At 41.8% G+C, this 12,311-nt stretch carries 12 protein-coding genes; 5 read left to right on the top strand and 7 right to left on the bottom strand.

Going from position 1 to position 12,311, the window contains the following annotated elements; genetic code table 11:
* Nucleotides 1-373: 373 nt before the first annotated feature.
* Nucleotides 374-835: an Hsp20/alpha crystallin family protein gene (locus MSSIT_RS00600; protein ID WP_048169127.1), complete on the bottom strand. Its 462-nt coding sequence runs from the start codon at nucleotides 833-835 to the stop codon at nucleotides 374-376.
* Nucleotides 836-966: 131 nt separating this feature from the next.
* On the opposite strand from MSSIT_RS00600, the gene MSSIT_RS22695 reads away from it, so the two are divergent.
* Nucleotides 967-1,104, top strand: coding sequence for a hypothetical protein (locus MSSIT_RS22695; RefSeq protein ID WP_156157223.1), 138 nt, complete (start codon nucleotides 967-969; stop codon nucleotides 1,102-1,104).
* Between the two features lie 28 nt (nucleotides 1,105-1,132).
* Here MSSIT_RS22695 and MSSIT_RS00595 read toward each other — a convergent pair whose 3' ends face one another.
* On the bottom strand, nucleotides 1,133-2,326 hold the full coding sequence (locus MSSIT_RS00595; RefSeq protein ID WP_048174395.1) for a cofactor-independent phosphoglycerate mutase: 1,194 nt from the start codon (nucleotides 2,324-2,326) through the stop codon (nucleotides 1,133-1,135).
* A gap of 475 nt (nucleotides 2,327-2,801) precedes the next feature.
* Between MSSIT_RS00595 and MSSIT_RS00590 the strand changes: the two genes are divergently transcribed.
* Nucleotides 2,802-4,220: an aspartate kinase gene (locus MSSIT_RS00590; RefSeq protein ID WP_048174394.1), complete on the top strand. Its 1,419-nt coding sequence runs from the start codon at nucleotides 2,802-2,804 to the stop codon at nucleotides 4,218-4,220.
* A gap of 22 nt (nucleotides 4,221-4,242) precedes the next feature.
* Nucleotides 4,243-5,247, top strand: coding sequence for a phosphoribosylformylglycinamidine cyclo-ligase (purM, locus tag MSSIT_RS00585; protein WP_048174393.1), 1,005 nt, complete (start codon nucleotides 4,243-4,245; stop codon nucleotides 5,245-5,247).
* Nucleotides 5,248-5,512: 265 nt separating this feature from the next.
* Here the strand turns inward: purM and MSSIT_RS00580 are convergent, their stop codons facing one another.
* Complete coding sequence (locus MSSIT_RS00580) at nucleotides 5,513-5,887, bottom strand: DUF1894 domain-containing protein (protein WP_048169125.1); 375 nt, start codon at nucleotides 5,885-5,887, stop codon at nucleotides 5,513-5,515.
* Nucleotides 5,884-6,351, bottom strand: a complete 468-nt coding sequence (locus tag MSSIT_RS00575; RefSeq protein WP_048169123.1) for a DUF1890 domain-containing protein — start codon at nucleotides 6,349-6,351, stop codon at nucleotides 5,884-5,886. Before MSSIT_RS00575 ends, MSSIT_RS00580 begins: the two co-directional genes overlap by 4 nt.
* Before the next feature lie 498 nt (nucleotides 6,352-6,849).
* On the opposite strand from MSSIT_RS00575, the gene MSSIT_RS00570 reads away from it, so the two are divergent.
* Both MSSIT_RS00570 and MSSIT_RS00565 read left to right on the top strand, forming a co-directional pair.
* Nucleotides 6,850-8,238 carry a phytoene desaturase family protein gene (locus MSSIT_RS00570; RefSeq protein ID WP_048169121.1) on the top strand — a complete coding sequence of 463 codons (1,389 nt, stop codon included), beginning with the start codon at nucleotides 6,850-6,852 and terminating at the stop codon, nucleotides 8,236-8,238.
* A gap of 349 nt (nucleotides 8,239-8,587) precedes the next feature.
* Complete coding sequence (locus MSSIT_RS00565; protein WP_048169118.1) at nucleotides 8,588-8,890, top strand: DUF1894 domain-containing protein; 303 nt, start codon at nucleotides 8,588-8,590, stop codon at nucleotides 8,888-8,890.
* A 227-nt stretch (nucleotides 8,891-9,117) separates the two neighbouring features.
* On the opposite strand, the gene MSSIT_RS00560 is transcribed toward MSSIT_RS00565, so the two are convergent.
* From MSSIT_RS00560 to MSSIT_RS00550, 3 genes are all read right to left on the bottom strand, one after another.
* Nucleotides 9,118-9,684, bottom strand: coding sequence for a hypothetical protein (locus MSSIT_RS00560; protein ID WP_048169116.1), 567 nt, complete (start codon nucleotides 9,682-9,684; stop codon nucleotides 9,118-9,120).
* 47 nt (nucleotides 9,685-9,731) lie between these two features.
* Nucleotides 9,732-10,862 carry a hypothetical protein gene (locus MSSIT_RS00555; RefSeq protein ID WP_048169115.1) on the bottom strand — a complete coding sequence of 377 codons (1,131 nt, stop codon included), beginning with the start codon at nucleotides 10,860-10,862 and terminating at the stop codon, nucleotides 9,732-9,734.
* A gap of 287 nt (nucleotides 10,863-11,149) precedes the next feature.
* Nucleotides 11,150-12,232, bottom strand: coding sequence for a hypothetical protein (locus MSSIT_RS00550; RefSeq protein ID WP_048169113.1), 1,083 nt, complete (start codon nucleotides 12,230-12,232; stop codon nucleotides 11,150-11,152).
* Between the last annotated feature and the right edge of the window lie 79 nt (nucleotides 12,233-12,311).

The raw sequence follows: 12,311 nt of genomic DNA, 5'->3' as shown, positions 1-12,311 counted from the left end.
AAAAAACAAACATGAAATTCTTCAAATATAAGGCACAAAGGAGTGAAGGTATTTTTCAGATCGAGCTTTCATGCCAAGAAATGAAGAAAAAGCAAACTATAAAGGACAGATGGAAAAGTCAGGAAATGAATTGGAAATAAATTGGAAATAAATTGGAAATAAATTGGAAATAAATTGGAAATAAATTGGAAATAAATTGACGGATGACAAACTTACCGGGAAAACAATAAACTTGCTGGGAAAGACATAAGCAAGAAAAATAAAAAACGGATAAAGCGACTGCGAGTTTTTTCGCAGTCTCTATAGCTCGCCTTCTCTCTAGTTCGCTTTTCACGTATTCGTCTTATAGCAGAGTCTACTTTCTTTTAGATTATCATTCAATTTCTATCTTCTTTTTCGGTTCTTCAATTTGAGCTTTTGGAAGAGAAATTGTCAGGACACCATTTTCCATTTTTGCAGCAGATCCTTCCTCTTTAACACCTACCGGCAGGCGGACGGCACGGTAAAACTGAGTATATGCCCTTTCCTTGCGCAGGTAACCTTCTTCCTCAGTTTCTTTTTCCTCGCCGGTCTTTGCGCTGATCTCAAGCATGTCTTCTTTGAGATTGATTTCAACGTCTTCTTTGTTGATTCCGGGCAGGTCGGTAGTAACCACGAGCTTGTCGTCTTCTTCCATGATGTCAATGGCAGGTGTGTAGACTTTTCCACCACCCCATTCTTCCATTGGCATGAAGTCTTCAAACAGCTGGTTCAGACGTTCCTGTGTTCTTCTAATCTCTTCAAAAGGATCCCAGCGTGCGGGTCCTGAAACTGATCTTTTAGCAGGCCATTTCATTTTGATATTCCCCCTTAAGAAAAAGATAATGCATCTATAGATATGCTATTTTGAATATATTGATAAAGGATATATATGTTTTCCTGAGAGAGAATTTCACTAAAATGTAAGGAAAAACAAAAATAAAATTCATGAAAATAAAAATCCCCGAAAACCCGGGAGGAATTTCCGGAGAAATTGAAAACTTCGGGGCTGAAAACCGGTTACAGACATTTAACAAACCTGAAAACGGGTTTAGCTTTTACAGGCTTAACCTTTTACAGGTTTAGACTTTCACAAGCTTAGCTTTTTACAGGTTTAATCTTTTACAAGCATTCCTATAAGGTCTGAAGCTTTGACCAGATCCATAGAACCATTTTTGACCGAATCCTCGTCAAAGGTTTCCACAGCATCAGGACCGGTTCCATCAGTTCTGTAAATCGCAAAAGGTATCGGGTCCCTGGTATGAGTCTTTACAGAGATAGGGGTCGGATGGTCAGGCAGCACAAGGATAGTAAAAGGTTCATCCGAAGCTTCGACATGTTTGAGGATGGGAGCAACAATCCGGCTGTCAAAATCCTCAACTGCTTTCATTTTTTTCACAAGGCTTCCTTCGTGCCCTGCCTCGTCAGGAGCTTCCACATGCACGAAAACAAAATCCCTGGTCTTCAGGGCTTCGATAGCTGCACTGGCTTTTCCTTCATAATTGGTATCGAGATAACCGGTTGCTCCCGGAACCTCAATTACGTCCAGCCCTGCGTAAATTCCGATTCCCTTGAGTAAATCCACAGCTGAGATGATAGCTCCGCTTTTCCCGTAAAGTTCCTGGAAAGTCCTGAACTTCGGGGCATAACCCTGACCCCAGATCCAGATGGAATTGGCAGGGTTTTTGCCTTCCTGTACTCTTTTCAGGTTAACGGGATGCAGTTCAAGAACGACTGTGGATGCCTCAATCAAATCTGAAAAAAACTCTCCGTCTTTTCCTCCCGGAAGATAATCGTCTTTTTTCTCCCCTGTGATATCATGCGGAGGCGTACATTCCGTTTCAGCTCCCAGGTCATTCCCGGCAACAATAAGGTGCCTGTAACTTATTCCCGGATAAAACCTGACTTTTTCAGTCCTGAGTTCGAAATCAAGCGTATCGATCAGAATCTCGGCTTCGTCACTACTGATATGCCCTGCACTGTAGTCTTTTATCTTTCCGTTTTCGATTGTTACGAGATTGCACCTGAAAGCTACATCATCGGCTGCGAGGTGTACTCCCATACTTGCAGCTTCCAGAGGAGCTCTCCCTGAGTAATAGATTGCCGGGTCGTACCCGAAAATGGACATATTTGCCACATCACTTCCGGGGGGGAACCCTTCAGGCACGGTTTTTGCAAGCCCGGCTTTTCCGCGGGCTGCAATGGAATCCATAGCAGGGGTACGGGCTGCCTGCAGAATAGTTCTGCCGCCCAGTTCCTCTATGGGATAATCCGCCATTCCGTCTCCTATAAGTACGGCGTATTTCATTGCTTCACCTGTTTCCAACTGTTTTACACTTCATCTTACGGATAAAATATATCATTTTCTGCTGGAAGACTGTTCCTTTATTTTATTGGGAATCTGCCAGCAGGATTTTTCTGCCAATACTAACGTTTCAATTCCTATACCCAATTTACACAAACATTATAATATAGTATCCATATCCTATACAGAACAGGTTCCCGGCATAAAATATATTAAGTGTCAGGAGAGCCAGCGTATGCTGTTCTTTACAGTAAGGGTTATTTATAGAGAAGCAACCTGTAAGCGTAACAGGACACATGTTAATATTGTTAGTACCAATACCGGATTAGAACAACAGCTCATAATTAGTGCTATTTCAAATTACCCTGAATATGATCAGGATAATCAGAATTACTTAAACAAAAATACCAGGATTACCATATTAGAAAAAAATAACAATGTAAGAATATACTACTTAAGGCCAAAACGTGATCCGATCATGAAAATTGTAATGAAATTTGGAGGAACTTCCGTTGGAGACGGAAAAAAAATTCGTCACGTTGCCCAGCTACTTAAAAGATATCATGATGAGGGCAACCAGATCGTGGTAGTAACCTCGGCACTCGGTGGAGTAACCGATAGGCTTCTGGAAAATGCTCGCCTTGCCTCAACAAAAGGCAAGGTATCACTTGTAAAAGAGTTTAAAACAGAGCTTACAAACAAACACCACGAAGCTGTGAGGGATGCCATTGATGACCCCAGGGTAGCAAAAGAAGTCCTCCAGGTCCTTAACCTCCGCATCGAAGAGCTCGAAAAAGCCCTGATCGGGATCTGCTATCTTGGCGAACTTACTTCCAGGTCGATTGACTACATCTCGTCCTATGGAGAGAGGCTTGCAGCTCCTATCGTTTCTGGGGCTGTCCGTTCCCTCGGGATAACTTCAATCGAATATACCGGCGGTGAGGCGGGGATTGTAACTACATCGGATTATGGAAATGCCCGGCCTCTTGAAAAGACATACGAGCTTGTCTTGAAGAGGCTTGGGTGCAGGCTTGAGTCCCATATCCTCGTGGTCACGGGATTCATTGGAGAAAATGAAGACGGGATCATTACCACCCTTGGTAGAAGCGGGTCTGACTTCTCGGCTTCCATCCTTGGGGCGGCCCTGAAAGCCGATGAAATCTGGCTCTGGAAAGAAGTCAACGGGATTATGACAACGGACCCGAGGATCGTACCCGAAGCAAAAACCATCCCTCAGATTTCGTATGCAGAAGCCATGGAACTCTCTTACTTCGGGGCAAACGTGCTGCACCCGCGCACAATAGAACCTGCAATGCGTGAACATATTTCCGTACGTGTCAAAAATACCTTTGACCCGGAATTCCCCGGCACACTTGTAGTTTCGGAGAAGTTCCAGTGCAGGCACGTAGTAAAAGCAGTAAGCCTGATCAAGAACGTAGCGCTTATTAATATTTCGGGTGCCGAAATGCCAGGGACAGTCGGGACTGTGGCAAGGCTTTTTACCGCACTTGCAAGAGCAGGGGTAAATATTGTTATGATCAGCCAGGGGTCTTCAGAGTCAAACCTCTCTTTTGTAGTCAGTGAGTCACACGTGGAATCTGCATTAAAAGCCCTCCACTCCGAGTTCAACCGCGAAATCGTAAAGGAAATCACTTCGGATAGAAATGTCTGTGTGGTAGCAGTTGTGGGTGCGGGAATGGCAGGGACTCCGGGAGTGGCAAAAAGAGTGTTCGGAGCACTTGGAAATTCGATGATTAATATTATTATGATCAGCCAGGGGTCTTCCCAGTACAATATCTCTTTCGTGGTCAGGGAAGGGGACGCATTTGCTGCGGTCAAAACCCTGCATGACGAATTCAAACTTTACAATGGAAATGGAATTGAAAAACAGCTATGAAGCAGGCAGGAAGGGTCAGAGAGTGAGCGAAAAGCATCTAACATACGCGGATTCGGGCGTGGATATCACAAAGGAAGAAAAAACAGTCAAAACCCTGATCGACAAACTTCATTATGTCCGCAAGGGTATTGGAGCCCCCCTTACAGGAATAGGGCACTATGCAGGGCTCCTGGACTTCGGGGAATATGCCCTTGCCATGACAACGGACGGGGTAGGCTCAAAAGTCCTTATTGCAAACGAGATGAAGCGCTGGAACACCGTGGGAATAGATTGTATCGCAATGAACGTTAACGACCTCCTTGCCATAGGGGCCGAACCCGTAGCCTTTGTGGATTACCTTGCCCTGGAAAAACACGAAGAGGGCTTTGCCGCCCAGATCGGAGAAGGGCTGCTTAAAGGAGCCGAAATTTCCAGGATGTCCATCGTTGGCGGGGAAACCGCAACCCTCCCTGATATCATCAAAGGTTTTGACCTTGCAGGCACCTGCCTCGGGTTTGTCAAAAAAGAGGAAATCATTGAAGGAGGAAAGGTCCGGGTAGGCGACGTACTTGTCGGCGTGCCGAGCACAGGAGTCCACAGCAACGGCTATACCCTTGTAAGGAAGATCATTGAGAAATCCGGTTACTCTTACCATGACCCCTGCCCCTATGACAGTTCAAAGACCATCGGGGACGAACTCCTTGAGCCAACCAGGATTTATATAGAAGTCCTTGATGTCCTCAAAGCCTGCGAAGTCCATGGGCTTGCCCATATAACAGGCAGCGGACTTTTGAAACTGAGAAGGGTAACAAAACTTGGCTTTGACTTTTCCGACCCTATAGAGCCCCAGGAGATCTTCAAATTCCTGCAAAAAGAAGGCGGAGTCGAAGACCTTGAGATGTACAGAACCTTCAATATGGGCATGGGCTTCCTGATAATCCTGCCGGAAAAAGATGCCGCAAAAGCTGCAGAGCTTACAGGCGGAAAAATAGTAGGAAAAATCGTGGAAAGCGGGATCAAGGTTAAGGACCTGATAATAGAAGAATAAAAACCTGAGAAATAAAAACCTGAGAAATAAAGACCTGAGAATAAGAGCAAGAGTGTAAAGCTAGGATTTTAAAGTCAACTTCGAGAGAAAACTTAGGAAAAAATTTTTTCTCCTAACCTGATTCTCCAGATACCTTGCATCTAATTCTTTTCACTCAAACTCTTTTCATCTAATTCTTTTCATCTAATTCTTTTCATCTAATTCTTTTCATCTAATTCTTTTCATCTGATTCTTTTCACTCAAAATCTCTATCCTGAATCCGAATTCATTTTTTCCACATATCCAGGTAACTGCCAGAGGGTGCCTTCGGGCTCTCAGGAGGTTTGCTTTTTTTCAGAGAGGGCTTTACCTTATCCTTCGCTGTCTCCCTGAGCCGGTCGATCTCTTTTGTGCTGTCCTCGCTGTCTACGGTCAGGACAAAAGTTCCGTAGCAGGGCTTTGTATAGGTGAAAATCAGAGAGTTACCCTTAACCCCCATAGCAATAGGCGGCACTCCTATTATGTGGTAGTCCTTGAAGATCTTGTAGCCAGGGTCTACATAGTAGACTTCTTCTGAGTTTTTCTCGATGTACTCTCTGGCCTCTTTGTAAGTCGTCTTTTCCAGGAGAATCTCGTACTTCATCTGCTCAATACAGCTCATGCGGCTATCCCCTCCACAACTTTGTCCAGCCTGTTCTTAAGCCGCAAAGGATTGTGAACATCCTTTGAGACGATCTTTTCACTCTCGAATTCGATGGTTTCAGCCAGCTCATCGGCATGCCTGCCAAAAACTATGGAGTATAACTTTGCCTGAGAAAGGGCGCTCATGGTCGCAGCATAGGTCATTCCGGCATCGTTATGCATAAAGGCGAAACAGATGTCGAAATCCGATTTTTTCTCAATAATGTCCTCCATAGTTTTATCGAGATTCACAAGCTTTTTTGCATAATAGCCATCGGAATCGGAAACTTTCAAAAGTCTTGTTGCAGCTTCCGTCCCTGCAACCGTTACATCGAATCCCAAGTTGGTCAGCTTGTGGGAAAGATATAGGGCAATGCTGGTTTGAATCGGGATCTCGGGGCATCCCATCATGAGGAGCACTTGGAGCACTTTTGCGCCGGTCATAATATTTTCATCTCTGGATAATCTCTGGATATTATCTGTAAGAATGGGGTAGGTTAATCCTGAATTTCAACCTTTGCAATTAACATTAGGTAGAAACCCTTGAAAACGAGACAACGTTTTATTCAACCATCCCATAAGTTTGAGTTTTAATTCCTCTAAGTTCTGGTTTTGATCATTCTAATGATAGAACCAATTATGTATTAAATCTGTTGAGATCAGTACTGAAAATTTTCAATCTTTCAGAATGAACCTTTATCAAGATCGGTTTACCAGATACGTTCATGCCCGGCATATCACATTGTATCCTTGTTTTATTGAAGGAATGTACAGGTATGGACTATCATAACTTTATAGAACCTATTGGCCTCCTGAAGAACGGAAAGGGAAGCAAAAGTCTTCATAAGGCAATTGATACTGTGAAATTAACCGATTCCTATTCATGTTACTGCCCTTACGTGACAAAGAATATTAATTAGTATTACATCATAGGGAAATATTATGAAGAATTATGATTCGATTGTAATCGGCGGTGGCGTCAGTGGCTTATTATCTGCTCTGGTATTGTCCAAGTCCGGGAAAAAAGTTCTTGTTTTAGAGAAAAACAGAAAGCTGGGAAATAATTGTAATAGCTATCTTGTTAACGGCTATCAAGTCGATACCGGGCCTCATGCCATTACTCAACTCCATGAGGGTGGGCCACTAAGATATTTAATGGAAAATTATTTTGACTATATTCCTGCTTTTGTTGATTATGGTGATTATTTTATACGTGATAAAGATGGTTTAAAGGAAGTTCCCACCACTCTTACGGGCTACCTTACAATGGATGTGTTGCCAAGAAAAGACCGTCTCATAATTGCGCAGTCATTGACTAAAATGCTGCTTTCATGGCAATTCGGAACTGACATATCTAATATTTCAGTTTATCAATCCCTACCATGGGATACGCTCTCATCTGACACAAAAGAATTCATGGATACATTTAGTTATTTTTTATCCGGAAAATCCGCTAAAGAGACATCGGTTCAGAGGATGTTTGTCGGAGGTGGATTTATTGAGGAGGATATCGAGAAGGATATTACTCAAGAAAATAGCGAACATCAGTATATTGATAAATTTAAAAAAATGTCTTATGTCAGCCGATTGTTAAATAATAAAAAAGTAAATTATAATCAGTATTATCCGCGAAACGGTCTGAAAGCGATATTAAATGCCATTCTGTATTCCTTGCCAGAAACGGTGGAGATTGAAACTAATACTGCCGTAGAACGGATAATCACAGAAAACAAAACTGCAAAAGGAGTCTTAACAAATGAAGATTCCTATTTTGCAGATACGATTATTTACTCAGCTTTTGCAAAAGATCTCCCAAGATATGTTACTGATTTACCTGCGTCTTATGTTTCGGATTTAAGCAGAATCAAACAGTCGAAGGCCTTAACAATATGGCTTGGTCTGGACGAAGAGTTTGAAGAATTCAACTACACAGGGGGAGAAGTGTGGTTTAAACAAAAACCTTTCTGGGCAATGCCGATAAGCAATTATAACAAGAGCTTTGCTCCTGCGGGCAAAAAGCTTGTAGGTTTTATGTTTTCCATAGATGAAAATAATTCATTAGAATCTGAAAAATCGGATGCGTACGACACAATTTTGCGAGTATATCCCGGAATAAACAAACATATGGATATGATTCATTATCAAATAACCGTTCCGGAAAAAGCTTCTGTGGCAATAAATGGTTTTATCGCAGAGACAACTACGCCAGTAAAAAATCTATATCTAGTTGGTACAGATGTGGATGAACGCAGTATGGGAATAACCAGAGCTGCTTATTCTGTAGTGAAACTCATAACGGTTTTGAGAAAGGAACAAATTCCGGACCCATGAAATGTATCTTTTATTTAGCATGAAAGCACTGTTATCGGAGAAGTATTTTCCTTCCTTCGTGCCTGTTATTCGATGAATATCATGTGTGTTTTTGGGAATTTCAAAAATTATCGAGAAAAAAGTTTTTCGAAAACAATATTTTGGACTATGAGATCAGACCAAAGTGTGAGATTTAGATTGGATCAAGATTTCTACAGAACTCTCCGTTTCTCGTTTCAAAATGTTATCTCTATATATTATCCCCCCGTAATTCTAATTTATAGATATGATTAACTGTCATTCTAAGTAGTGACAAGCATCAGAATCTTTCTGGCTTCTCTAAAGAAAAAAAATCATAAAAGGTACAAAAATGGTATGTTTAAGCGAATTTGACTACGAGATTCTCCTGAAAAATGCATCCCTTAAAGAGTGTGAAGACCTTATTAAAAAAAACGCGGAGGAAGTGTACCTGGTACCGGGAGGGTACAATATAAAAGGCATTTTCCTTCTGGGTACATCCATCCCCGTCGGTTTTTCAGGAGATGCAATCCTATTTCAATTCATAAAGCCCTGCTTCGGCCTTTTTGTATTAAGGATGAAAAATGAAGCAGAAGAAATCAAGAAACTTAGAGAGCAGTATAAAAAGGATAAAAATGTAAAGAAAATAAAATAAGGTCTGACAAAAGAGCTACAGTCTGTAGCCGTTTGTTTTCCTTAAAGCTTTCCTTATGTTTATTATCGAGTTATTTTTACGCCAATTTTCCTGTATTTCTTTATTTCGGGTTAGGCATTTTAGGTTTTAGAATTTCAGGTTTTAGATTTACAGAGCGAAACTTTTTGACTTGAGATTTCATTTTTTAGACTTTCGTTTGTCAAACCTTTACCTGTCAGATGTTCTTGTCAGACCTTTACTTTTCTCGTACATGCGGCCCTGCACTCGAAAAACCCGGCTGCTGGCAGTTCATGGATTGTGGTTGCGACAATCATGCCTTCTCCGATTCCTTTTGCGACCATGATAGGCCTGTCCCTTTCATCCTCAAGTACAACTTCAGCATCGGTTTCTGAAAAGTAGCCGTCGCATCCCACCGGGGGAACAATGTTTTCGATAAGTTTCTGAGCTTCATGCTCACCCACAGGACGTGGGGCGCAGGAGTTTTCTTCCATTACGTACTTCAGGGAGAAAGGAAGCCACTCATACTCATATTCGGGGACAAGGGGGCTGAAGACGAGAAGGGTCCCGCCTTTTGCCACAAATCTTTCAAGGGAACGTTTGCCGCGTTCAAGCCCGACTCCTGTTTTTGTGTACTGCTTGTTGGCAAACCCGGTAGGCAGGATAAGGATCTTACAGGCGGGCAGATAAGGGGTACCAAGGGAAGTCGAGAGCACTCGGCTGCACTCGAGCCCGTATTCCACAAACAATTTTTCAAAAAGGAGAGGACAATCCCAGAGCAGAATTACATCACTCATGAAAAGTGATAGGAAACTCCCGCATATGAAATTATCTGCCTAAAAACTTAGGGAGTAAAGGAAAGCTCGGACTTAGATCCTGCAAGACCTTGTTCGGATATATGGCTGGGACTCAGGTTTTTCCCGAATTCGAAAACAATCATATGGGGGCTTGAAGTGACTGTAAAAGGATGACCAATAGACCTGAAGATATTTGAGTAGTACTGTATAACGCGTTCACATACTTTTCTGTCGGAGTAGTCGTGAATCAGTTTAACATATTCGCGGCCTTCCTCAGTACAGACTTCAATATCGCTTCCTATACTGTCGGTAAGGTAAATTTCTTTGAAAATCATTATGTGCTCGGCAAGGGTAAAAGTCTCCGGGGGCTTGCCCGCAAGCAACTCGAATTCTCTTCCCATATCGTCAACTGAAGGAAGATCTCCTGAGACAAATGCTTCAAAAACTTTTTTGTTCATGCTGAGCCGCTGGTAGTTCTGCTGCCTGTATGTCTTGACAAGGCTCTTCCAGAACTCCGGCCTTTTCTGGATTTCCCGAAAAGTGCCTTCCATTGACCCGAAATGTTCTTCAAACCCTTTAGGGATTTTTTCATAATTAAGGAACTCGAACCGCTTAAAATAGATTTTAGTTGCATTTGACCTGTTGAACAGCCCCTGTACATCCATTTTCATCTGCTTTGCCAGATAGAGGGCAAGGCTCTGGGCAATTACTCCCCTGAAACAGGGATTGCCATTTGAAAGGGTCAGGATTAAAGTTCCAGGTTCCTGTTTGGCATATTCGGCATCAACTTTAATTTTCCAGCCCATCCTATCATTCAGGATGTTTACATAACTAACAAAATCAGGAGTTTTCTTAATAGTATATGGATTTATTAACTCGTATACGGTCGCTTCTTCAAGAAGCAGGCCTGAAGTTTTTTTGATGAACCACTCAAGCATGGTATGATGGATTAGCAGAAATTCTTCATCTTCAACCATTTTGTTACGCAATTCGATAGTCTTCAAAGCACTACTTGAGTCTTTTTCTCCATTCTCCTTCTTTTTCTCATCAAGAACCTGAGAGGCAGCTTCTATAGAATCCCTTATCGCTGCACTTAAGTTTCCATTGTTTTTGTCCAGAAAGGGCTTTAATTTATCAATATAACATTGATCAATAGAAATATTTTTACGGACTATCAAGCAGAGTTCCTCTTATCCCTTTTTGGAAGCACAGGAAATTCGAACTTTGCCCGGTTCCTGTACTTTACCGTTTTTATAAACCAGTAATAGATTGTACCTCCTACTTATTAATTTTTTTGCCAGATGACAGAAAGGAAAGTTTATATAAAGGGATGAAGAGTTCAGGAAGAAAAATACAGGAAAACAATAGCATACGAGATTTAATGAAAATAGATCGGAAGTTTCACTTAAATATTAACACTAAATAAATAATTATATAGAATAAAACATGAGAAAGAAGAGAATTTTTAATATTTACCGTTGCTTGAAGAATAAGCAGAACAGGGCTCTTTGAACTCAAGGATAATAAGATTTGATACGGTTCTGGCCTCAAATGCATGCCCTGCCGCCATACATAATCTTGAAAAAAGTGCTATAAGTTTTCCAATAGCAATTTCATCGGAAAATTGATGCCGAATTTTTATATTTATCTTGCCCCCCTCAACTGTCCTTTCAACCCCAGTTGCAAGCTGGGTAACAGAAACCAGTTTTTTGGAAATAGCAAACAGTTCGTAAAGCGGAATTTCCTGAATAGGCTTGCCTGCAGAGGTCTCAAAAAAGCATGTAACATCAGGAATCTCCCCTGAAAGTAATGCCTCAAAGACATCCTTGTTAAGGTTTATCCGCTGATACCTCTGCATCCTGTACCTCTCAACCAGAGAAGTCCAGAATTCCGGCTTGCTTCGGATTTCCTTAAAAGTATAGTCAAGGGTGCCGAAGTTCTTTCTAATCCCTGGAGGGACCTCCATATCGGATCTGTATTCCTTAAGGAAGATACGGATAGAATTGGATTTCCGGTGAACAAAGGAAATGTCAAAGTTGAGATAGCGGCCAAGAAAAATAGAGATTGCCTCAGCAAGATAAGCTCTTAAACTGGGGTCTCCGTTTTCAAGCAATATTACGTCAGTCTTATCCCCCTCCCAGTTTTTGATAGAAACCTTAATTCCCCATCCCATATTCTGGCTACGTGTATTGAGATACTCCAGAAGGTCCGAAACAGTCCTTATCTGATAAGGATTGAAAAGTTCACTTACAAGCTCGTCGTCTACCAGTATCCCATCAGTATTTTCAATCAGCCATCGGAATGAAAGCTGACTGATCAATATACATTCTCCGCTCTCGATCAAGCTGTTACGGATCTCAGGATACTTTGTTGAGTCTTCTGTAAAATATTCCAGAGCATCTTCTACGGACTCATGACCCCTAAGGGCAGCATCTGCTAGTTCTATTGCATCCCTTATTGCAGCACTCAGGTTCCCGTTATTTTTGTCCAGGAAAGGCTGCAATTTCTGAAGGTATTCATCTTCCATAGAAACGTTTTTGCGGATCAAAGCTTATCCCTGCTTTATAAAGAGTGTTTTTTCGACAAACGTTCTGGCAGTGCAAACATATCACAAACTTAAAGACTAC

The sequence above is a fragment of the Methanosarcina siciliae T4/M genome (assembly GCF_000970085.1).
Lineage (GTDB): Archaea > Halobacteriota > Methanosarcinia > Methanosarcinales > Methanosarcinaceae > Methanosarcina > Methanosarcina siciliae.
Note: the sequence above shows the minus strand (reverse complement) of the source record. Positions and strands in the feature narration are given on the sequence as shown.